This is a genomic window from Streptomyces sp. CNP082 (assembly GCF_059570535.1).
Genome location: NZ_JCANSZ010000017.1, coordinates 43,189 through 66,049, shown reverse-complemented (window position 1 = coordinate 66,049; position 22,861 = coordinate 43,189). Strand labels below are relative to the sequence as shown.

Genomic DNA, 22,861 nt, shown 5'->3' with positions numbered 1-22,861 from the left:
ACCTCACGAGGACGGCGAGACGGCGCGGACGAAGGTCGCCGGTGTGGGCCCGGCCAGCTCCAGCAGTTCGAAGCCCAGCCTGTACGCCTCCGGCCGCAGCGGGCCCACCTGATGGTCGTCCTCGTCCCAGGGACGACCAGGGCGTACGTGGACCCGCAGTCCGCCGCCGGTGTCCCCGACGTGCAGGACGGCGACCAGTGCCTGCACGCCGTCGAAGCGCAGTCGAAGACAGCGCGCACCGTCTTCGTCCCAGGCCCACAGGTGGGTGGTGGCGTGGAGGGCGGGCCCGGGCAGGTCGGCGGCGGGGGCGATGTGGAAGCCGTCCAGGTCTGCCCAGGCGCACGTGGTGCCGGACAGGAGAGCGCGGGCATCGGGCCAGGGCAGTCGGCCGCGGCGCTCCAGACGGGCCGGGGCGGGCGTCACGACGCTCGCGGTGCCGGTATTCACGCGGGCATCTCCTTAGGGGCGTGGGCGTTCAGTGCGGCCATGGCGGCAGGACGTTCGGCCGCCAGCCAGCGGGCGGTGTTCTCGGTGGCGGTCAGGGTCCCGAGGCCGCGGGTGGTGCCGCCGCCGATGCCGGTCCGTCCCTCGTGGATGTCGTACAGGGCGAGTACGAGAGCGGCGCGTACGGGGTCGGGCAGGTCGCCTTGGCGCTGGATGCGCAAGGAGAGGGTTCCGTCCTCGACGACTTCCTCGGTGAACAGCAGGTTGTCGCGGGCGCCGCCGAAGACGCGGTCGATGGCGACGTGGTTGCGCAGCCGGCGACGGCCGTCGCGGACGGCGGAGTCGTTGAAGATCAGCGTTCCGCGCACACCAACGCTGCCAGCCGGTTCGTCACTGTGCTTCCGCGTGCCGGAGAACCCGAACTCCGCGCAGGCGGCGCATTCACCGCAGGCCCCGCCGCCGCCGACCGAGCCGCAGGCGGGGATGCCCACGGAACGGAGGATGAACTCCACGCGGGCACGCAGCAGCCCCTTCCAACTGCTGCCGGGGATCACGGGGACGTCGTGGTGGTCGAGAAGGACCGGGGCGTAACCGGTGCTGCCGTGTCCCCGCTCGCGGTGCTCGCCGGTGCCGAGGTGGATCGCGTCGACGATGCGGAAGTGCAGTTCGCGGCCGAAGACCAGCGGGATCTCCGCCGCGCCGCGGGCATCGCCGGGGCGGGTGGCGTCGTAGCGCAGCTCGGCTTGGTCGTCGATGAGGCCGGGCCCGCCGTTCAGCAGCCAGTGCCGCAGTCCTTCGAGGGTGGACAGGTCGATGGGGCGGTGGTGGATGGTCAGCAGCCGGGCCTGGCCGAGACCCGTGGTGCGCCCGCCGCCGAAGCAGGGGCGCCAGGTGCGCAGGAGTGCCAGCAGGTCGTCCAGCCGGTCGGTGTCCCCGGCGGCGGTGTCCCCCGCGTCGGCGTCCAGCCGGAACCAGACGGTGAGCCGGGTGCCGGGCGGGACGACCTCGCGTTCGTGGAGGGTGTTCGCCTCAGCCGCGGCGCGATGCCGGTCGATGGCGGTGCGGCGGCGTACGGCCGGCTCCGACGGCCCGTCTTCAGGCAGCTCAAGACGGGTCCCCAGCACGCGGACGGGGGACGCGACGGCCACGGTCTTGTCGTCGTCGCCCTGCTCCTTCCGCACCTCGCCGAAGAGCCGGACCTTGCGTTCCTCTTCGAGGGCGGCGCCGCGCAAGGCGCCGGCCACGGAGCTGCCCGGCACGTACGGCAGGCCGTCGCCGTCACGGGCAACCGGCAGGCCGGGGGTGAGGACGGAGCCGACGGTCAGTGACTCGGGCGCGGCCACGCCGCCGGGCGAGGTGAACTCAAGGTCCGCCCGCAGGAGATGGATGACGGCGGTCATGGCTGCTGTGCCTCCTCGTCCGGCATGTTCAGGAAGCGCAGGGCCGCGAGGGTGCGATCGAGGACGTGCGGTGAAGCGTCCAGCAGCATGCGCTCGATGTCGTCCCGGTCGCTGTCGGGCAGTTCACGCAGTCGGAAGCGGGAGAGTACGGCGGTGCTCGGCGGCTCGCCCGCCGCGCGGCCGGCGGCGTAGGGGCGGAGCTGGTCGGCGAACCACCTGCCGTGGCCCGTACGGTACAGCGCGCGGGCGTGGCTCTCGGCTTCATCGGGTGCCGCCGCTTCATCGGGTGCCGCCGCCTGCCTGCCGGGGCCGGCGCCTTCGGATCCGGCGCGGGCAGGTGCCCGCCAGGCCGAGACGGCGGCCTCCACGGCGCCGAAACCTTCGTTGCGGCGCAGGCCGATCCCGCGTGCGGTCAGCGCCTGGAGCGCCTCCGGCAGGGGCCGCTCGGCGAAGGCCAGCCGCAGCACCGATCCGGGGCTCAGCGCCAGCTCGGTCGCCTTGGGCAGGCGGGAGGCGGCGTGCCAGCCGCCGACGTGCTCACGCCTGGCCCATACCCGGCTCACCTCGGCGATCGGTGTGCCGAGCAGGTCGGTGAGTTCGTCGTTGAGGGCGTCCCGCATCGCATCCTGGTCGCCGATGTCCAGCGGCAGGCCGCTGGGGCAGGTCAGAGCCGCGGGAGAGAGCAGCCGGAGGACGACGGTCGTCGCAGTCGCCGGCAGTTCCGGGTGTGCGGGGGCCGTGGCGAACGCGACCCCGCCGCCGGTGCTGCGGCCTCCGCCCATCCTCAGCTTCCTTGGCTGCACAAGCCAGTCCGCCGCCGGCTGGGGCAGGCCGCGGGGCACGATCCGACCGTGAAAGGTGCGGTGTCTCCCTTCGGAGTCGCGGTGGGACAGCGCCCGGCGGGTGAACAACTCCTTGTCCTTGGCGACCTGGCTGTCGTCGTCGATCTCCAGATGGGTGCGCTGTACGTGCAGTCTGCCGGCACGGCCGCCGAAGAACTCCACCTCGCCCCGTCCGCCCGTCAGCGGTGCGGCCTGGTGGCACAGCCCGCAGTGCTCGGGTTCTTCGTCGTCGGCGAACGCCGTGTCTACGTAGGCGTCCGGGGAGCAGCGGTACTTGCAGCGCTTGACCGACAGCGGCACGATCCCGGACCCCGCGCAGAACAGCGGACCGTAGCGTACGTCCGCTTCGAACAGGGCGGTGAACTGCTCCCGTAGCTGAGGGGAGACCTCCATCGGAAACCCGTGATCGCGAATCCACACCGTTGCCAGGGCGCCGCGCAGCACCGAGCCGGGGATGTGGGACAGGGTCTGCGTTGGTGCGGTGCCGGCCGGACGTACTCCGAGGGCCAGCGGCTGGTGCGCGGTGACGGTCACGTCCAGCATGTCGGGCATCTCAGGCATGCTCCCTCCAGCGGGTGGCGAGCAGGCGGAAGCGGTCGATCAGCTCCGGGTCCACCGCGGGTTCCCGCGGAGTCAGGGTCACCCAGCCGAGGCCGCGCCGCCGGCTGCCGCCCAGGCTGTGCACGCCGGCGGCGGCGCAGGCCAGCACCACCACGTGGTCCGCCTCGGTCAGCTCGGGTCCGGCCGTCCGTGGCAGGCGGGTATGGCGGGAGACGGTGAACTCCGCGGAGGCGGCCCACACTTCCTCCCCGTACAGCAGATGGCCTTGCTTCGCCGCGCCGGTCTCCTCGTCCAGCGACACCTGCGCGCGTACGCGGACTCGTGGCCGTCGGTCCGGAGGGGACGGGAAGGAGGCGGCCTCCCAGGCCCAGGCCGACGGATGCCGGGCGGTGCCGAAAACCGCGTCGGCGAGACCCTTCGCGCCGGGCAGGAGCCGTTCGGCGGAGTCGCGCATCAGGCCCTTCAGCGAGGATGCGGGGAGCAACTCGTCCGGGTCGACGGCGGCGTCGATACCTGGGCGGCCCCTGCCGGTGGCCACGCGGAAGGGCCCGTGGAAGGCGATCGTCACGCGCACGGCCACCACCTCGCCATCCCCAGCGCGGCCTCCAGGGGAATCCCGCAGGGCGGATCGCCGTCGGGTGGGCCGCCGAGCGGCGGCAGGAACGGACGGATGGCTTCCCAGTGCCCGACACGGCGGCTCTCCACCGCTGCGGCGGTGAGGGGACCCCGGTCGCGCAGGATGCCCGCAAGGCGCGCCCGGTGGGCGGCCGGAACCGCGGCCAGCCGTGTCAGCGCCCGGTCGGCGGCGGCGGGGTCGCCCGCCGGGGTGCGCAGCACCTCCAGGAGTACCGGGCGATGGCGGGGCGCGTCGGGCCCGTCGGCCGTGATGTCCAGCCACTGGATGGACGACCTCTTTCCTTTCGCTTCCCTCTTGGCCTCCGCCATCCGGTCATAGGCCGACTCGCGCAGCAGGTTCAGCGGCTCCTTGTGATGCGAGAAGACCACGCCGGCAGACGCCGTGGGCGGCACGAGCGCGGGACGGCCGTCGCGGCTGCCGTTCAGCCTGGTGATGAGGTCCGCGGCTGCCTCGTGCACCGCCGTGTGGAACCGCTGCAGGAACGTGATCGTGAACTTCCACGCCCAGTCGGCGGGCATGCTCAGCAGTACGTCGTCACCGCCGACGACGTGCGGGATCACGCACAACTGCGCGTAGTCGTGCTCGATGTGCAGGTCGTACACCGTCTCCTGCAGCGCGTCACGGGTCGCCTGCGACAGCTTCGCGGACAGCTCCTCCTTGGCCTGCCGGAGTCCGGGGTCCCGGCTCCCCTGCCTGGCGAGTTCGCCGAAGAACTCGCCGAAGGCGTTGCCGTCGGCGGCGACGGTCGCCAGGTGGTTGCCCTCTCCGCCGCCGAGTGCGGCAAGGGCCGGGAACATCTCGGGCGGCCGGTCCAGCCCCAGGTCACGTACGAGGCGGCCTTCCGGGGTCCGGTCGTCGTCGAGCATCGTGTCGCGCGGGACGTTGCGTTGCAGGCAGTCGGGACACAGCGGTCGCCGGACGCCGGTGACCGGCGCTGCCACGGCGGCCGGGCCCGTGTGGCACGTACGGCACGGTGCGGCCAGCGGGAACTCCGCCGGCGGCGGCATGTCGTACCGCACCTCACCGCGTCCGATGCGCGGCTTCATCTGCCGCTGGTAGACCTCCACATACGACGCGCCCCTGCCCCAGACCGAAGTGAACTCCGCTCCCGGAAGGGCACGGCGAAGGTGAGCGAAGACCGCGTCCTGTACGCGCCGCACCCGTGGCGCCGGATCCTCGTCCGGCGCGACGGAAAACCGCATACTGACCACCCCGTCCACCTCACCGGCTTCCGTGTTGACCTCGGCCAGCCCGTCGACGGTGCGCTCCACGGCCTCGCGTCTGGTGGCGGCGGCCAGGGTGTGGGAGGCGGCCCGGTGGCCGCGCAGGCTGGGCGTGCGGGAGAGGTAGGACTGGATGCGGACGATGCCGACGTCGAGGTAGATGTGCTCGGGTACCGGTGCGCGCCCGGGTTCCGGGGCGGTGGCGGTCACGCTTCACCGCCGTTGCCGTTGAGGGCATTCGGATCCTTGACGACCTTCATGCCGATGGCGGGCGAGTTGGGGGCCGGGAGTTGCTTGTAGGGGGTGCCGCCCGTCTTTCCGTAGGCGCCCGCGGACTCCTTCCAGAAGGCGAAACTCGCCTTCAGCACCTTGGGGTTGCCGAAGTGTTCCTCCGGTCCGGGAAGCCATCCCGCGGGCGGGTACCACACGCGGTCAGCCGGGGCCCAGTCCAGTCGTAACACCGGGGCGAGCCGTTTCCACACCTGGCCCAGTTCCCTGGACGCCGACTGGCGGAAGGCTGCCACCATGGTTCCGGTATCGGCATTCGCCTCCGGCGGGCCGGCTCCCAGATAGCGGCTCTCCGCGCTGTCGAGCGAGGTGATCGTGACCCGCGAGGTGCAGGTGCCGAACCCCAACGGGCGTCCACCGCCGACCGCCCAGCCGTAGTGGACCGGATCACGCTTGTCCTTCTCCTTCTCCTGGGCGTCATCGGTGTGCAGCAACAGGCCGGGGTCCAGCCCGCTCAGCAGACCGCCCAGCTCGGCCGGGAGCAGGTTCTCGAAGAACACCCGTGCCGTGAACACAGAACCCTGCGGAACGGACTCGGCGGTGGAGATCAGCTTGTTGTCCGCACCGTACAGCTTGCGGAAGATCCCTCCCCGCTCCCGTTCGGCGTGGAAGTACGGGCGATCTTCCGGTCGACCGGTCAGCCAGTAGTGCTTACGCCCCCGGAGCTGGCGCCGGCCGTTCTCGTCCCGCGCGCCCCATTCGCGCAGCGGCGAGTCGTTTCCCGTCTCCGCGGTCTTGTTCTCCAGCTTCTCGCCGCGCGCCAGATAGAACTGCCCGGCGCCCGGCCGTGGCGATCCCATGGGGGGCAGGTGGCGGACATCCGGCTTCAGGGCCGACCGTGGGACGGCGTCGGAGAACCGGACATGACCGCGATAGGCGTCCTGATGCGCTGCGCCTTGGCCGTCCTTCTGGTTTCCGTCGCCGGCGTCTACCGACCCGAAGAGGCGGCAGCTAGGGCACAGGGCCCGGGAATCGGAGCAGGCGGCCCTCAGGTGTTCCGGCACCCGTTCCCGGGCATCGCCTGCGCCCTGGTGACGCCAGACGACCGCCAGTGAGATCTCCTTGACGACGGCTTTCTCGCCCGTGAGCTCCGCCCGTACCCACACCACCTGGCCCTTGCGGAGCTCGCGCGCCGACCGGTCGCGGTAGCCGAGCAGCACAGTCCCGTCTCCCGGGTGGGAGACCGGGATCTGATCTTTCACGGCTTTCGCGGGATTCCCGGGGTTCTGCCGGGCCTCCTGGACGTCGCGCGTGCCGTCCACGGCGGCCAGGTAGTTCTGCCAGGTCTCACCGTCGACGACCGCGTCGCGGACCGGTCCCGCCAACTCCCCCGTGGCGCAGAAGTAGCGCCCCCGGAGCTTTCTCGGGCCGTCGGCGTCGGGGTTCTTCCGGGTCTTCTTACGGGTACCGGCGTGGGTGACCAGCACCACCACGTCACCGTCCTCCGCCTTCCTCACCTGGGCACCTCGATTGCCGAGCTCCCACCGCCCCAGGCCGGATTTCTCCACTTCGCCGACCAGCTCCACCCGCACCCCGGAACGGAGCTGCTCCGGACCGCCGAGCCCACGGTGCAGAATCTCGGAATCGACCCACACCGTTTTCTCCCGGCAAAGGTGCAACCGTACGGGAGCACCCTTCTCGTCGACCTCGGTGATCAACGCCAGTCGCCATGCGGTGTCCTGCACTCTGACGTGATTCCGGTAGCCGGGCCGGAACGAGTCGTTGAACACCCGCAGGCAGCCACCGGCGATCGTTTCGTGCAACGACCGGATCGTGCCCGCCAGTGAAGAACCGGGGATATACGGCTGCGGCTCTTCGAATCCGGGCACCCGACGGCGCGGGAACCTACCTTCCTCGCCGTCGTAGACGTTCCGCAGCAGGAGGGGACTGCGCGCGGTGATCTCCACATCGAGGACGCCGCTCAGCCGGCCGCGCACCAGCTGACCGTGTCCGGCGGGATCGCTCCGCCATTCGGCGCCGGGCCCGCCCTTCGGTAAGGGGACGAAGGTGTACGGATTGACGAACTCGTCCCGCCCGACCGATGCGGCTGCCACAGGCCCCCCTGCTGGATGGATTGGTGGTGGGTAACTCGGCGACCAATCAAGCCGGTTGAGTGCGCCGACCGCAAGCTGATCGGTGCAAGGCCAGCCATTTTGGCGATGGTGCGGCAGCCCCCGCTCGGCTGGATTTCCGCCACCGACGTCGTTCGGGGCGACCCCCGCGGTGTGCGGGGAGCACCGGGCCAGGGCGGGGGCCGCCGGATGGACCGGGGTCTATCCCCGCGTGTGCGGGGAGCACTTGATCATCAATCTCACCGGGACCGACCTCGTGGGTCCATCCCCGCGTGTGCGGGGAGCACTCTTTACGACCTGCAGTCTTACCCACTCTCTTGGTCTAGTTTCAACACTAGTTCCGACTCGGGCATTTCGGGCTATGGCCGGCATTCGGCCTACCGTCGGCTGCGCCGCAGCACGCCGTAGGCTGCACTCGCCAGGAATGTTCCCCGCCCGCATCCGCGTTTCCTCAGTCATGCCCCCGCCCCCTCCCCAGGCCGGAGCCCGCCTCCCCGCCTCTGTGCACGTCCTCGGCGTCGCTGTCTTTGCGCTTGGCACCTCGGAGTTCATGCTCTCCGGTCTCCTCCCCGAGATAGCCGACGACCTCGACGTCTCCATCCCCCGCGCCGGGCTCCTCATCTCCGCGTTCGCCGTCGGCATGGTCGTCGGCGCGCCGACCCTCGCCGCCGCCACCCTCCGGCTTCCCCGCCGGACCACCCTCGTCGGCCTGCTCGTCGTCTTCGGGGCCGGGCACATCGTGGGGGCCGTCTCCACCTCCTACGGGGTCCTCTTCGCCACCCGCGTCGTCAGCGCCCTCGCCTGCGCCGGGTTCTGGGCCGTCGGTGCCGCCGTCGTCGTTGCCACCGTCCCGGTCGGGGCACGCGCGCGGGCGATGGCCATCATGCTCGGCGGGCTCAGCGTCGCGAACGCCGCCGGGGTGCCCGGCGGGGCGGTGCTCGGGCAGTACTTCGGCTGGCGGTCCGCGTTCTGGGCCGTGACGCTGATGACCGCCGTCGCCCTCGTCGGGGTGGTGGCGCTCGTACCCGGCGGCGGGCCCGCCGAGGGTGCCCAGCCGCGGCTCCGCGAGGAGTTGCGTATCTACCGCGACCGCCAGGTGTGGCTCGCCATGGCGACGATCGCGCTCTTCGCGGGCGCGACGTTCTCCTTCTTCTCCTACCTCGCCCCCCTCCTCACCGACGTCGCCGGCCTCGGTGACGGCTGGGTGCCGACCGTGCTCGCGCTCTTCGGCGTCGGGGCGTTCGTCGGCACCGTCGTCGGCGGGCGGATGGCGGACCGGTACCGGTTCGGCACCTTGTACGTCGGGCTGTCCTCGACCGCCGCCGTGCTGGTGGCGTGCGCGCTGCTGGCCTCGTACCCGGTGGCGATCGTGCCCCTGTCCGTACTCCTCGGCGCCACGGCCTTCACCAACGGGCCCGCTCTCAACGCCCGGATCTTCGACATCGCGGGCGACGCGCAGGGCCTCGCCGGCGCGACCGCCACGTCCTCGTTCAACATCGGCAACACCGTTGGCCCCTGGCTCGGCGGCCTCGTCATCAGCGCCGGCCTCGGCTACGCGGCCACCGCGTGGACCGGCGCCGTGCTGGCGACGGGCGCGCTCACGCTGGCGGTGGTCGCCGGGCGGTCGGCGGCGCGGCGTACGCGGCTGGTGGCGCGCGGCGAGCCCGCGGCGGAGCGGGCCGGGGGAGCGGTGAAAGCGACGGGATAAGGGCGGGACAGGCACGGACTGTCACTCCCGTGTGGTTCCCTGCTGTGCAGGGGCAGGGAGGGGTGCACATGCTCGCGGAGACGGCGGCATTACGGCTCGGGACGATCGTCGCGAACGCCGCGGCGCGGCTGTGGCTGCGCGGCAGGCAGCGGGACCAGGAACGCCTGCTGCCCATGGAGGAGCTGGTACGGGTACGGGTCCCGGGCGTGCGCCTCCAGCGCGAGGTCCACCAGCAGTTCGAGCAGATCACCAACGCGGTGTACGACCGCCTCGATCCCTACCTGACCCACGCCTTCGACCGCCTGGACCCCGGCGGCCGGCAGGCGGTCATCGACGCCGTGGCCGACACCTTCGCCCGCGCGGACCTCTCCGACGACGCCCTCCTCGCCGCCGACGCCCAGCCCGCCGAGCTGGTCCGCCGCATCACCGCCTCGGTGCCCCCGCCGGCCGGGCTGGGCGAGACGGAGACGCGGCTGTACGAGACGCTGTTCGCCGAGTGCGTCGCGTACTACGTACGGATCGTGCGCAGCCTGCCGGTCTTCGAGGAGCGCGCCGCCGCCGAACTGCTGGCCCGTACGTCCACGCTGGGCGCGGAGGTGGCGCGGATCCTGGCACGCCTCCCGGACCGCTCGCTGTTCGCGCCGGACGGCTCGGACCTGGACACGGACTTCCGGCGGACATACCTGGAGCTGGTCAGCCGGGACCTTGACGAGGTGGAACTGTTCCGCGCCACGTCCGACCGGGCGACTCCGCAGCGCGTACGGCTGTCGGTCGCGTACGTCAGCCTGCGTACGACCAGGGACGACGCCGATATCCGCCGCGCCACGCGGAGGGCCGTACCGCGGCTCAGGCCCGACATGAGCAACTGGGAGGAAGGCGGGCACACCTCCTCCGGCATGCGGGTCGAGGCCGCGCTGAGCGGTGCCAACCGCGCGCTGCTGCGCGGCGAGGCGGGCTCCGGCAAGACGACGCTCCTGCGCTGGCTGGCGATCACGGCCGCCCGCGGGGGCTTCACGGGCGACCTGGCCGCGTGGAACGGCCTCACGCCCGTCTTCGTCAAGCTCCGCGACTACAGCGGACGCAAGCCCCCGAACCCGGAGGCGATGCTCGACGGGGTGGCGGGGCCGATCACCGGAGTCATGCCGAAGGGGTGGGTGGAACGCCAGCTCGACGCGGGCAAGGCGCTGCTCCTCATCGACGGCGTCGACGAACTGCTGCACCGCGAGCGCCAGGCGGTCCGCGACTGGCTGCGCAGGCTCCTCGGCCAGTACGAGGACGCACGGGTCGTCGTCACGTCCCGCCCTGCCGCGGCGGGCGCGGACTGGCTCCGGCGCGAGGACTTCACCGCGCTCCACCTGGACCGGATGACACCGCCCGACCTGGCGGCCTTCGTACGGCAGTGGCACCAGGCCGTACGGGAACTGGGCGGTGAACTGCCCTGCGCGGTGGACGACATCCCGCAGTACGAGCAGTCCCTCCTCAGCAGCCTCAAGGACCGCGCGCACCTCCAGTCGCTGGCGAGCACTCCGCTGCTGGCGGCGATGCTCTGCGCGATGCACCTGAACAGGGGCCGCCAACTGCCGCGCGACCGGATGGAGCTGTACCGCAACGCCCTGCACACCCTGGTCCACAACCGGGACGCGGACAGGAATGTACCGAGCGCGGCGGACAGCAAGCTCGTTCTGCGCGACAAGCTCGTCATACTCAGGGATCTCGCATGGCGGTTGTCGGACAACAACCGGAGCGAGATCGACGTGGACAGGGCCGCCGATTACGTGGCCGCGAAGCTGCGAGGGATGCGCCACCTGGATGTCCTGGACGGCGAACGGGTGTTGGGCCAGCTACGGCAACGCTCGGGCATCCTCCGTACGCCCGCCGTGGGGCGCATCGATTTCGTGCACCGCACTTTCCAGGAGTACCTGGCCGCCGAGGAGGCGGCGGAGGAGGACCGCATCGGCAACCTGGTCGAGCGGGCGCATCTGGACCTGTGGCGAGAGACGATCACCATGACCGCCGGCCACGCGAACGCGCGCCAGCGGGAGGAACTGCTCGACGGCATCCTGAACCGCGCCGAGGAGGAACCCCGCCACGCGCGCACGCTGCGGCTGCTGGCAGCGGCCTGCCAGGAGACGCTGCCGTCGGTGTCGGTCGGGCTGGGGGGCCGGTTGGACGAGGCCGTGCACAAGCTGCTCCCGGCAAGGCGGAAGACGGACCCGCCCGCGCTGGCGGCGGTGGGACCGACGCTGCTGCGCTGGCTGCCGACGTCGCTGGGGGAGCTGACGGAAAAGGCGGCGGCCCAGACGGTACGGACGGTGGCGCTGATCGGTGGCGAAAAGGCCCTGGCCATGCTGGAGGGTTTCGTGGGGGACCAGCGTGTGGACGTCATCGACGAATTCTTCCGCGCATGGGACTACTTCGACGCGGACGCCTACGCCGACCGAGTCCTCTGCCGATTGCCGTTGACGGATCGCTTGGTGAGTATCCGGCATTCCGGTCAGCTGCACGCGGCGAGTCGGCTGCGTGGGCTGACGGACATATATGTGCGTCACCCGTTGCGCAGACTTGAGTTCGTGGCCGACCTTCCACCCCTGCGGGTACTCCGGGTGAGCATGCTGCGCGAAGAAGCCGATCTGTCCGTCCTCCAGGCCCATCCCGACCTGGAGGACCTCGTGCTGTTCGGCACCAGGTCGGTCCGCGGGGTGTCGGCTCTCTTGGACCTGCCACGGCTGCAATGGATCGCGCTCCCTCTCTCCGAGGGTCTGGACCTGCATACGCTGCGGCACTACCCCGACCTCACGGGGGTCAGCTTCTCCGAGGTGGGGGAGAGGGACCTCGCTCCGCTGACCACCCTTGCCGGCTTGGAATACCTATCCCTGTTCGGTCACGGCCGGGGCACGCTCCGGGGTTTCGATGAGCTTGAGGGAATGACGGGTCTTGAACAGTTGGACCTCTATTCCCTCGACGGTGATACATGGCTCCGGGGACTGAAGAGCGTTCCGCCCTCGCTCACGGAGCTGTTTATGTGTGACTGCGTGGTGTCGCCCGACCGCCAGACCTTCACGCGCTTCAGCGACCTCGAAGTGGCGACGTTCGATCAATGCCACACTCCCGACGGTACGCCCGTCACCGTCATGGACATCCCGGGGGTGAGTGTCCACGTCTACTGACGTCCCGCCCGAACCCCTACACCCCCAGCAGCTCCAGCTCCGTCCCCACGTTGTGCCGCGCCGCCGCCTCCCACCGCCCGTACCCCGTCTCCGTACGGAACAGCCGTGACAGCCCCAGCAGTTGCCGCAGCACCGCCGCCCGCCCCTCCCGGAACGCCTCGTCCGGCACGAAGCCGTACTCCTCCCGCACCGCCGCCGCATACGCCGCGTACGCCGCCGGGGGGCCCGCCAGCACCGCGAGGTCCGCGTCGCACAGCACCTCGCCGTTGCGGTCCCCGGCGCGTGGGTCGTGGCTCGCCGTGAGCCGGACGAGCCGCGCGACCTCCGCGACCCGCTCGTCGCCCACCCCCGCCTCCGCGAGGGCGACCTGCGCGAGTCGCGCACTGCGCTCCTCGTTCTCGCTGCGCTCCGGCCGGTAGACGGCGTCGTGGAACCAGGCCGCGAGGCGTACGGCGTCGGGGTCGTCGGCGTGGTCGGCCAGCTCGTCGATGCGGTCGAGGACGGCGGCCAGGTGCGTCGCGGTGTGGTAGCGCCGCTGCGGCTCACCCCACCGCTCCAGCAGGTTCTTCCCGTACGGTACGGGGTCGGGCGGCGCCGCGCCGGACTGGCAGCGGGTGAGGAGGGCCGTCCAGCGGTCGAGGAGGCCGGGGGCGGGCGGCGCGGTGTCCGGGCCGGGGGGCTGGTTTTCTGCGGGGGCGGGCATGGTCACCATTCTGCGCGATATGGCAGGCTGTGCTTCATGTCTAGACCAATGCTGCTTGAGGTCATCGCCCTGGACGCCGCCGACGCCGCCGCCGCGGAGGCGGGCGGCGCCGACCGGCTGGAGTTGGTCACGGACATGGCCGCCGACGGGCTCACCCCGTCGCGCGAGACCGTCGCCGCCGTACGGGCCGCGGTCGCGATCCCCGTACGCGTCATGCTGCGCGCCGAGGACGGGTTCGCGGCCGGGGACGTGGAGGCGCTGGCGGCGCGGGCGCGGGCGCTGCGCGCGGAGGGGGCGGAGGAGTTCGTCCTCGGCTTCCTGGACGAGGCGGGCGGGCCGGATCTGGCGGCGGTCGGGCGGCTGCTGGAGGCGGTGGGGGACGGGTGCCGGTGGACGTTCCACCGGGCGATCGACCGGGCGGCGGACCGCGACACGCTGCGCAAGCAGCTCGCGGGCCTGCCGGGTCTTGACACGTACCTGACCGCGGGCTCCGCGAACGGTGTCGCCGACGGCCTGGCGGTGCTGGTCGCCGAGGCCGCCCGCGCGACGGCGGGCCAACCCGGCTACGAGCCCCGGGTCATGGCCGGCGGCGGCCTCACCACGGCCCACGTCCCGCGCCTGCGCGCGGCGGGCCTGGACGCCTTCCACGTCGGCGGCGCGGTGCGCCCGGAGGGCTGGTCGGGGCCGGTGTCGCCGGAGTCGGTGGCGGAGTGGCGAGCGCTGCTGGACGCGTGACCGCGGCGGGCCGGGGCCGGGGCCGGGTCCGGGTCCGGGGGCGCCCGGGTCCGTGGGGTGGGCCGGGTCCGTGGGGTGGGCGGTGTCGTTGTGTGTCGCTCGGCAAAAGTCGGCGCCGGTGGGTGATTTAGCCTGGTTTGGCGAGGGTGTTACCGCGAGTTTCTACCGGTGGCGCGCACGAGCCGCCGATGCGCTACGCCCCGCCCCCCGTCCCCCTACGCCCCCGGCCCCGACGTCGACTCCCGCACCTGCAGCGCCGTGCGCAGCACCACCGTCTGCAGCGGCTTCTCCGTCCCTGCGATCCGCTCCTGCAGCAGCCCCGCCGCCGTCCACCCCAGGTCGTACGACGGCAACTGCACCGTCGACAGCGGTGGGCGGACCAGCGACGCCCACGGGACGTCGCCGAACGACAGCACCCCCGTCCGCGGCGGTTCCGTGCCGGCCTCCCTGAGCGCCTGCAACGCGCCCACCGTCATCAGGTTGTTCGCCACGAACACCGCGTCCGGCGGCGACGGCAGCGCCAGCAGCTCCTCCATCGCCGCCCGGCCGCCCTCGACCCGGAAGTCGGCGTGGCGCACGTACTCCGGCGGCAGCGTGCCCCCGTCCGTCTCCCGCAGGTGGTCGCGCAGCACCGCGCGGTAGCCCGCCAGCCGGTCATCGGACGTGGACGCGCCCTCCGGGCCCGCGATGCACGCGATCCGGCGGTAGCCGCTGCGCAGCAGGTGTGCGGTGGCCTCCTCGCCGCCGTGCTGGTTGTCGACCATCACCGCGTCCACGGACGCGCCCCGCGGGCGCCGGTCCACCGCGACCACCGGCATCCCGCGGCCCTCCAGCACCGACAGGTCCGTCCGGTTCCGCGATGCCGCGGCCACGATCACGCCGGCCATCTGCTCCGCCGCCGCGATCTCCAGGTAGCGCCGTTCCTTGTCCACGTCCTCGTCGGTGTTGCACAGCACCACCGACAGGTTCGTCTGCTGCGCCGCGTCCTCCACGCCGCGCGCGAGCGACGTGAAGAACGGGTTCTCGATGTCCGGGATGATCAGCCCGATGACGCTCGCCCGCTGCATCCGCAGCGACCGCGCCACGCGGTTCGGTGAGAAGCCCAGCTCGGCCGCGGTCTTGCGGACGCGCTCGGCGCGCTCGGGGGTGACCCGGCCCCCGTTGAAGACCCGGGAGACGGTGGCCGGCGAGACCCCCGCGGCGCGGGCCACATCGTTGATGGTCGTCAATTCTCCGCTACCTGAACCTTTCACGCAGGCGCGGGAGTCGGCCGCGCGTCCGGTGCCCTGCCGCCCATTCTCCGTCAGTCCGGGGCCCGGCCGGGCCGCGGCCGGGCATCGGATACGTGCGTCCCGCGGCGCGGTCCCGGCGTCCGGTCGGGTACGTGGACGGGTCGGCGCGGACGGTGTTCTCCACGGTCTCGTACGGACCTCTTGACACCGTCTTGCGTGAACTCTACGTTCGCGTGAAATGGATTTCAAGGGATTTCCGATGGGGCCGCCATCTGCCGCCGGAGACCGCTCAGTTGCTACGCGCGCACTTGGGATGTCCCACCCCGCACCCCGTACGAAAACGATTTCACAACGGAGCGTCCATGAGCACCACGTTCGGCCTGGATGACCTCGCCCGTACGACCCCCGCCGTCACCCGCTCCATCAGCGCGGAGAACCCCACCGGGGCCAAGGGCGCCGGCGGCGCCGCCACCGAGGGCACCGGCGCGCGGGCCGCCAGCCGGCTCGGCCGGGGGTGGAAGATCTCCCCGAGCATCGACATCGCCGCCGGCGAGACCGCCGTGCTCGCGGAGATCGACGGACCGGGCACCCTGCGCCACCTCTGGTGCACCACCGCCCCGCACGCCGCCTGGCGCCAGTCCCTGCTGCGCGTCTACTGGGACGGGGCGGAAACCCCCGCCGTCGAGGTGCCGCTCGGCGACTTCTTCTGCAACGGCTGGAGCGTCTTCAGCCAGGTCTCCTCGGTGCCCGTCACCGTCGCGCCCAACGGCGGCTTCAACGCGTACTGGCCCATGCCCTTCCGCCGCCGCGCCCGCGTCACGCTGGAGAACCTCGCCCCCGAGCAGATGACGCTCTACTACCAGATCGACTACGAACTCGCCGACGTCCCCGCCGACGCCGCCTACTTCCACGCCCAGTGGCGCCGCAGCAACCCCGTCGACGAGTCCTCTGTCCATACCCTCCTCGACGGCGTCACCGGCGCCGGCCAGTACGTCGGCACGTACCTCGCCTGGGGCACCAACAGCCCCGGCTGGTGGGGCGAGGGCGAGCTGAAGTTCTACCTCGACGGCGACGAGGACTGGCCCACCATCTGCGGCACCGGCACCGAGGACTACTTCGGCGGCGCCTGGAACTTCGACGTCAAGCCGCACGGCTACACCGCGTACACCGCACCCTATCTGGGCCTGAACCAGATCCTCCGGCCCGACGGCCGCTACGCCAGCCAGCAGCGGTTCGGGATGTACCGGTGGCACGTCCTGGACCCCGTCCGCTTCCGCGAAGACCTCCGCGTGACCGTGCAGTGCCTCGGCATCGGCGCCGGCCAGGGCAACGGACTCCGGCACCGCTACCGCAAGAACCGCGACGACATCGCCTCGACCTCCCTGTTCTACCTGGACGCCCCGTCGAGCGCGTCCCTCCCGGCCACCCCCGGCCTGCTGGATCTGGAAGTCGACGCCCCCGACTGACCTCCCGTACGCGCGCCCCGCAGCGCCGGTACGAACCGGCCCCCCGACAGCGACAGCACCCACCCGACAGACAGGGGCCCGACATGCTCCACCACGGCAACGCCGCCGCCCCCGCCCGCGGCGCCCCCGCACGCCGCCGCTTCCTCGGCACCGCCGCGGGAGCCGCAGCCGCCACCGCCGCCGCCCCGCTGCTCAGCGGCTGCGGCAGATCCGCGAGCGCCGACGGCGGCACCCTGAAGTTCTGGCACTTCTACGACCCCAAGGCGTCCGACCCCGCGATGGCCGCCCAGTCCAAGTGGTTCGACCAGCTCATCAAGGACTGGAACGACACCCACGACGTCACCATCGAGCCCTTCTTCGTCCCCGGCGTCAGCTACCAGGGCTCCAAGATGGTCACCGCCTTCGCCGCCGGCGCCGGACCCGACATCTTCCTGCTCAGCCCCGGCGACTTCACCCGCTACTACAACGGCGGCATCCTCGCCGACCTCACCCCGCACCTCGACGACGGCGTCGTCGAGGACTACGGCACCAGCCTCACCAGCCGCACGGTCGACGGCCGGGTCTACGCCCTGCCCATGGAGGTCGAGCCGCTGGCCATGTTCTGCAACGTCCCCGTCTGGGAGAAGGCCGGCCTCTCCGAGGCCGACATCCCCGTCACCTGGGACCAGCTCCTCGACGCCGGCGACAAGATCCGCAGCAAGACGGGAGCCGCCGGCCTCGTCTTCCACACCGACCCCGGCTACTACCAGAACTTCACCTGGTACTGCTGGATGTGGCAGGGCGGCGGCGAGGTCGTCGACAAGGCCGGCAACGTCGTCTTCGACTCCCGGGGCGCCCGCCAGGCCCTCGCCCTGTGGCAGGACGCCGTCGAAGCCGGCATCGCGCCCCGTACGCTCCCCGCCGCCGACGACCGCATCACCGCCTTCACCTCCGGCCTCGCCGGCATGTGGCAGATCGGCATCTGGGAGGTCCAGGCGTTCAAAGCGGGCGCCCCCGACCACGAGTACGGGGTCTTCAAGCTGCCCGTGCCGCCCGGCGGCGAGTACACCACCACCCTCGGCGGCTGGTCGTTCTGCGCCAGCACCCAGGGCGCCAACCCCGACGCCGCCGCCGAGTTCTGCGGCTGGGCCCTCGGCGGGATGTCGGACGAGTCCGTCAACCGCACCGTCGAGTGGTGTACGGGCGTGAAGTCCGACATCTCCCCGCGCACCTCCGCCCTGGAGCGCGGCGCCGCACAGGGCGGCTACGACTCCTGGGCGATGAAGAAGTTCAAGGAGGACATCTTCCCCGGCGGCCGGGCCGAGCCCCGCTACCCGCCGATCGTCTACAAGGCGATCTCCGACGCCATCCAGGCCACCATGCTCGCCGGCAAGGGCGTGGCGAGCGAGGCCGACCGCGCCGCCCAGACGATCGACGCGTACATGAAGAGCTACCAGGGGGCGAGCCTCATATGACCAGCATCGCCGCGCACCAGCAACGCACCCCCGGCGCCGCCGCGAAGCGCGCCGCCGCCCCCGCCGGCCGCCGCCGGCTCGGCAGCAAGGGCCGTGAGCGGCTGGCCGCGACGCTGTTCCTCCTGCCCGACGGCCTCGGCCTGGGGATCTTCGTGGTCCTGCCGATGCTGCTGTCGTTCGTGCTGAGCTTCTTCCAGGTCTCGGGCTTCGGCTCGTACGACTGGATCGGCGTCGGCAACTACGAGCGGATGGTCAACGACCCGTACTTCTGGTCCTCGATGTGGGTCACCGCGAAGTACGTCGTCATCCTCGTGCCGACGCTGTTCGTCGTCAGCCTCAGCCTCGGCGTGCTGATGAAGCAGATGCTGCCCGGCATGTCGGTCTACCGCACCGCGCTCTTCCTGCCCCACATGCTGAGCCTCGTCGTCGTCGGCCTGCTGTGGAAGTTCATGCTCGACGACCAGACCGGCGTGGTGAACAAGGCCACCGACGGGCTGGGCGCGGGCACGCGCTCCTGGCTCGGCGACCCCGGTGTCGCGCTGTACGCGGTGATCGCGGTCACCGTCTGGTATTACATGGGCTACTACATGATCATTTTCCTGGCGGGTCTCCACGAGATCCCCCGGGAGCTGTACGAGGCCGCGAAGATCGACGGCGCCGGGCCCTGGACCTCGTTCCGCCAGATCACCTGGCCGCTGCTCAAGCCCACCAGCTTCTTCGTCCTCATCGTCAGCACGGTCGCCGCGATCACCGGCACCTTCGACCTCATCTTCGTGCTGACCGACGGCGGTCCCGCCAACGGCACCGCCGTGGCGATGTTCTACATCTACCAACAGGCGTTCGTCTTCGGCGAGTACGGCTACGCCGCGGCCCTCGGCTCGTTCCTCGTGGTCGTGATGGTCGCCCTGTCGTGGCTGATCTTCAAGGCGACCAAGGGCGGGAGGTTCGACGATGAGCACTGACACCCTGCCCGGCGGCAGAACCGCCCGCCCCACCCCGCTGCGCGGCCCCGGCCGCCGCCGCACCCGCGCCGGGCTCACCGTGCTGGCCATCGTGCTGTCGGTGCTGAGCGTCTTCCCCGTGCTGTGGCTGATCACCTCGGCGCTCAAGCCGCGGGAGGCCGTCACCGACGGCAAGCTCATCCCCGAGGACATCACCTGGGGCAACTTCCGCTACGTCCTCACCGAAGTGGCCTTCGACCGCTGGCTGTGGAACAGCTTCCTCACCGCCGCGGTCATCACGGTCCTCGCGCTGTTCTTCCACTCGATGGCCGCCTACGCGCTGGCCCGGCTGCGCTTCCCCGGCCGCGACGGCATCTTCGTCGTCATCTTCTCCACGCTGCTGATCACCCCGCCGGTGATCCTCATCCCGCTGTTCATCGTCGTCCGCGAGCTGGGCATGCTCGACAGCTACGCGGCCCTGATCATCCCGCCGCTCTTCAACGCCTTCGGCATCTTCCTGCTGCGGCAGTTCTACCTCGGCATCCCGCGGGAGCTGGAGGAGGCGGCCATCGCCGACGGCGCCGGCTACTTCCGGATCTACTGGAGCATCATCCTGCCGCTGTCCCGGCCCATCCTCGCCGCGCTGTCGGTGTTCTTCTTCCTCGCCAACTGGAACGCCTTCGCCTGGCCGCTGGTCGCCACCAGCAGCGAGGACCTGACCGTCACCCAGGTCGGCATCGCGTCCTTCACCACCCAGTACGGCGCGAACTGGAACTACATCCTCGCCGCCGCCGTGGTCGCGGTGATCCCGATGCTGATGCTCTTCCTCTTCTTCCAGCGCCAGATGGTCGAGTCCATCAAGACCTCCGGCCTCAAGTAACCCCTGCCGCCCACGTACGAGCACCGCCACAACCGCACGCAATTGGAGGCCAGCCCCATGGCACGCATCGGTCTGCTGTCCATCTCCGACGGCCGGGACTACGTCCAGCGGGACGTACGCGACCACGTTTCCCGCGCCGCCCGCGAGCTGGCGGCCATGCTCACCGACGCCGGGCACGAGGTGATCACCGCACCCGAGCACGTGGAGTCCAACGTCCTCGCCACCTCCCAGGCCCGCTGGCTCGCCGAGCGGCACGTGGACGTGACGGTCTTCCACCACTCCGTGTGGACCTTCCCCCACTTCACCATGCTGGCCGCCGAGGCCACCCCGGGCCCCATCCTGATGGTCGCCAACCTCGACCCCCGGTTCCCCGGCATGGTCGGCCTCCTCGCCGGCGCCGGCGGCCTCGACCAGATCGGCCGCACCCACGCCCGCGCCTGGGGCGACCTGGCCGACCCGGCGGTACGGGACCGGATCCTCACCCACGTCCGCGCGGGCGCCGCCGTGCAGCGGCTGCGCGGCTCCACCTTCGGCCGGATCGGCGGCCGGCCCATGGGCATGTACACCGCCACCGCCAACACCGACCAGTGGATGAAGGTCTTCGGCGTGGACGTCGAGGAGATCGACCAGTGGGAGATCGTCCGGCGCAGCGAACACGCCGACGCCGCGCGGGTGAAGAACGCCCGCACCTGGATCGAGCGGCACGCGGCCGGCGTCCACTACGACGGCGACCGGCTCACCCCCGAGCTGCTGGAGCGGCAGATCCGCTCGTACTACGCGATGCGCGAGCTGATCGAGGAGTGGCACCTCGACTTCTCCGGCATCAAGGGCCAGCCGGAGCTGACCGCGAACTTCTGCACGATGGACGTCGCCGAGGCGTTCCTCAACGACCCGTACGACTGGGAGGGCCCCAAGGACACCCATGTCACCTCCACCGAGGCGGACATGGACGCGGCGCTGACGATGCAGGTGCTCAAGCTGCTCTCCGGCGACCCCGTGCTCTTCGCCGACATCCGGCACTACCACACCGGCCGGCAGGTCTGGGACCTGTGCAACTCCGGCCAGCACGCCACCTGGTACGCGGCCCGCTCCGCCGATCCCGCGGAGAACATGCGGCACGTCAGCTTCCTCCCGGAGGTCTTCTACTTCCCGGCCGGCGGCGCCTCCGTGCAGCACCTCGCCGCGCCCGGCGCGATGACGTTCGCGCGGCTCACCCGGCTGGGCGGCGATTACCGTATGCACGTGCTGCGCGGCGAGTTCGAGACGTACGACGGGGAGACCAACGAGCGGATGATGCGGGCCTCCACGTGGGAGTGGCCGCACGCCTTCGCGCGGCTGAGCCCCACCGCGGAGGAGTTCCTGACCCGCTTCGGCAGCAACCACATCCACGCGGTCCCCGGCGACTACGTCGCAGACCTCCGCGCGGTCTGCGACCAGCTCGGCATCGTGTACGACGGCTTCGGCGACGCGGCCTAGCACCATGGGACTCCTCCTCGGCATCGACATCGGCACCTCGTCGTCCAAGGGCGTGCTCGTCCGCGGCGACGGCACCCTCGTCGCCCAGGCCGCACGGGAACACGCCACCGCCACCCCCCGGCCCGGCTGGGTCGAGCACGACGCCGAAGAGGTGTGGTGGGCGGACTTCACCGCGCTGACCGCCGAACTGACGGCCGCGGCACGGGACGTGGCGGGGGAGGGGATCGACGCCGTCGGCGTCAGCGGGATCGGCCCCTGCCTGCTGCCCGCCGATGCCGCCGGCACCCCGCTGCGCCCCGCGATCCTCTACGGCGTCGACACCCGCGCCGGCGCCGAGATCGAGGCGCAGACCGCCCGCTACGGCGCGGCGGCCGTCATCGCGCAGTGCGGCTCGCCGCTGACCAGCCAGGCCGTGGGCCCGAAGCTGGAGTGGCTGCGCACGCACGAGCCGGAGGTCTACGCCCGTACCCGCCGCTGGTACATGGCCAGTTCGCTGCTCGCGTACCGGCTCACCGGCGCGTACGTCCTGGACCACCACTCGGCGAGCCAGTGCACGCCGCTGTACGACCTGCGCGAGCGGCGCTGGCTCGCCGAGCGGTGCGAGGAGATCGCGCCGGGCCTGGAGTGGCCAGAACTGGTCTGGCCCGCCGACGTCGTCGGCGAGGTCACCCCGGCCGCGGCGCGGGCCACGGGCCTGCCCGCGGGGATCCCCGTCGTCGCCGGCACGGTCGACGCCTGGGCGGAGTCCACGGCGGTCGGCGCCACGGCCGCGGGGGACCTGATGCTGATGTACGGCACGACGATGTTCCTGGTCAACGTCGTCGCCCAGCCGGTGGCCAGCCCGAAGCTGTGGGGCACGGCCGGCGCCTTCCCCGGCACGTACTGCCTGGCCGCCGGCATGGCCACCTCCGGCGCCGTCACCGGCTGGCTGCGCGACCTCACCGGCTCCGACTACGCGACCCTCGTCGCCGAGGCCGCCGGTGTCCCGCCGGGCGCCGAAGGGCTGCTGATGCTCCCGTACTTCGCCGGCGAACGCACCCCGCTCTTCGACCCCGACGCCCGCGGCCTCGTCCACGGCCTCACCCTGCGCCACACCCGCGGCCACCTCTACCGCGCCGCGCTGGAGGCCACCGCGTACGGCGTCCGCCACAACCTCGCCGCGATGACCGAGGCCGGCGGCGCACCGGCCCGCCTCGTCGCGGTCGGCGGCGGCGCCCGGGAGCTGTGGACGCAGATCGTCTCGGACGTGACCGGAAAGGAGCAGCAGATCCCCCGCCACCTCATCGGCGCCGCCTACGGTGACGCCTTCCTGGCCGCGGTCGGCGCCGGTACGGCGTCCCCGCCGGACATCGCCGCCTGGAACCCCGTCGAGTCGACGGTCACCCCGGACCCCGCCGCGGCCGGCGTCTACGCCGAGCTGTACACCCACTACCTGGACCTCTATCCGGCGACGAAGGACGTCGCGCACGCGCTCGCCGCCCGCCAGCACGCGGACGCCCGAGCGGAGTGAGACGTAGGTCACTATCACGTGTCTGTGACATCACGGTTGCTTTCCCGCCATCGAAGACACGGCCCGGCGTCGCTACGCTCGTTGAGGCACAACGGGGGCAGGTGGCTCCCCTCCCAGCTTCG

Annotated in this window: 17 protein-coding genes; 9 read left to right on the top strand and 8 right to left on the bottom strand. The window is 71.7% G+C overall.

Going from position 1 to position 22,861, the window contains the following annotated elements:
- Nucleotides 1-3 precede the first annotated feature (3 nt).
- From B124_RS16220 to B124_RS16195, 6 genes are read right to left on the bottom strand one after another with little or no spacing between them, the layout of a single operon-like run.
- Nucleotides 4-447, bottom strand: a complete 444-nt coding sequence (locus tag B124_RS16220) for a hypothetical protein (protein ID WP_496503550.1) — start codon at nt 445-447, stop codon at nt 4-6.
- A complete protein-coding gene (locus B124_RS16215; protein ID WP_496503549.1) occupies nt 444-1,844 on the bottom strand; it encodes an RAMP superfamily CRISPR-associated protein in 1,401 nt (466 codons plus the stop codon). Before B124_RS16215 ends, B124_RS16220 begins: the two co-directional genes overlap by 4 nt.
- A complete protein-coding gene (locus tag B124_RS16210; RefSeq protein ID WP_496503548.1) occupies nt 1,841-3,247 on the bottom strand; it encodes a hypothetical protein in 1,407 nt (468 codons plus the stop codon). The genes B124_RS16215 and B124_RS16210 overlap by 4 nt, the downstream gene beginning before the upstream one ends.
- The gene (locus B124_RS16205) at nt 3,240-3,821 is read right to left on the bottom strand and encodes an RAMP superfamily CRISPR-associated protein (RefSeq protein WP_496503547.1); all 582 of its coding nucleotides are present in this window, start codon (nt 3,819-3,821) and stop codon (nt 3,240-3,242) included. The genes B124_RS16210 and B124_RS16205 overlap by 8 nt, the downstream gene beginning before the upstream one ends.
- Nucleotides 3,812-5,317, bottom strand: coding sequence for a Cas10/Cmr2 second palm domain-containing protein (locus tag B124_RS16200; RefSeq protein ID WP_496503546.1), 1,506 nt, complete (start codon nt 5,315-5,317; stop codon nt 3,812-3,814). The genes B124_RS16205 and B124_RS16200 overlap by 10 nt, the downstream gene beginning before the upstream one ends.
- A complete protein-coding gene (locus B124_RS16195) occupies nt 5,314-7,449 on the bottom strand; it encodes a TIGR03986 family type III CRISPR-associated RAMP protein (protein WP_496503545.1) in 2,136 nt (711 codons plus the stop codon). The genes B124_RS16200 and B124_RS16195 overlap by 4 nt, the downstream gene beginning before the upstream one ends.
- 379 nt (nt 7,450-7,828) lie before the next feature.
- Here B124_RS16195 and B124_RS16190 point away from each other — a divergent pair, with 379 nt between their 5' ends.
- Complete coding sequence (locus B124_RS16190; protein WP_496503544.1) at nt 7,829-9,175, top strand: Cmx/CmrA family chloramphenicol efflux MFS transporter; 1,347 nt, start codon at nt 7,829-7,831, stop codon at nt 9,173-9,175.
- A 68-nt stretch (nt 9,176-9,243) separates the two neighbouring features.
- On the top strand, nt 9,244-12,342 hold the full coding sequence (locus tag B124_RS16185) for an NACHT domain-containing protein (RefSeq protein ID WP_496503543.1): 3,099 nt from the start codon (nt 9,244-9,246) through the stop codon (nt 12,340-12,342).
- A gap of 16 nt (nt 12,343-12,358) precedes the next feature.
- Here the strand turns inward: B124_RS16185 and B124_RS16180 are convergent, their stop codons facing one another.
- Entirely contained in the window at nt 12,359-13,054 is a 696-nt protein-coding gene (locus tag B124_RS16180) for an HD domain-containing protein (RefSeq protein ID WP_496503542.1), read from the bottom strand.
- A 27-nt stretch (nt 13,055-13,081) separates the two neighbouring features.
- Between B124_RS16180 and B124_RS16175 the strand changes: the two genes are divergently transcribed.
- On the top strand, nt 13,082-13,780 hold the full coding sequence (locus tag B124_RS16175) for a copper homeostasis protein CutC (protein ID WP_496503541.1): 699 nt from the start codon (nt 13,082-13,084) through the stop codon (nt 13,778-13,780).
- Nucleotides 13,781-13,995: 215 nt separating this feature from the next.
- Here B124_RS16175 and B124_RS16170 read toward each other — a convergent pair whose 3' ends face one another.
- The gene (locus tag B124_RS16170) at nt 13,996-15,009 is read right to left on the bottom strand and encodes a LacI family DNA-binding transcriptional regulator (protein WP_496503540.1); all 1,014 of its coding nucleotides are present in this window, start codon (nt 15,007-15,009) and stop codon (nt 13,996-13,998) included.
- A 365-nt stretch (nt 15,010-15,374) separates the two neighbouring features.
- Between B124_RS16170 and B124_RS16165 the strand changes: the two genes are divergently transcribed.
- The 6 genes from B124_RS16165 to B124_RS16140 all read left to right on the top strand — a co-directional run bounded on the left by B124_RS16165 (nt 15,375) and on the right by B124_RS16140 (nt 22,739).
- Entirely contained in the window at nt 15,375-16,478 is a 1,104-nt protein-coding gene (locus B124_RS16165) for a glycoside hydrolase family 172 protein (RefSeq protein WP_496503539.1), read from the top strand.
- Nucleotides 16,479-16,561: 83 nt separating this feature from the next.
- Nucleotides 16,562-17,932, top strand: a complete 1,371-nt coding sequence (locus tag B124_RS16160) for an ABC transporter substrate-binding protein (protein WP_496503538.1) — start codon at nt 16,562-16,564, stop codon at nt 17,930-17,932.
- Nucleotides 17,929-18,894, top strand: a complete 966-nt coding sequence (locus B124_RS16155) for a carbohydrate ABC transporter permease (RefSeq protein ID WP_496503537.1) — start codon at nt 17,929-17,931, stop codon at nt 18,892-18,894. The genes B124_RS16160 and B124_RS16155 overlap by 4 nt, the downstream gene beginning before the upstream one ends.
- A complete protein-coding gene (locus B124_RS16150) occupies nt 18,884-19,753 on the top strand; it encodes a carbohydrate ABC transporter permease (protein WP_496503536.1) in 870 nt (289 codons plus the stop codon). Before B124_RS16155 ends, B124_RS16150 begins: the two co-directional genes overlap by 11 nt.
- Nucleotides 19,754-19,810: 57 nt before the next feature.
- Nucleotides 19,811-21,229 (top strand): L-fucose/L-arabinose isomerase family protein, encoded by a 1,419-nt coding sequence (locus tag B124_RS16145; RefSeq protein WP_496503535.1) that lies wholly within the window; start codon nt 19,811-19,813, stop codon nt 21,227-21,229.
- Between the two features lie 4 nt (nt 21,230-21,233).
- Nucleotides 21,234-22,739, top strand: a complete 1,506-nt coding sequence (locus tag B124_RS16140; RefSeq protein ID WP_496503534.1) for an FGGY-family carbohydrate kinase — start codon at nt 21,234-21,236, stop codon at nt 22,737-22,739.
- Nucleotides 22,740-22,861: the final 122 nt, after the last annotated feature.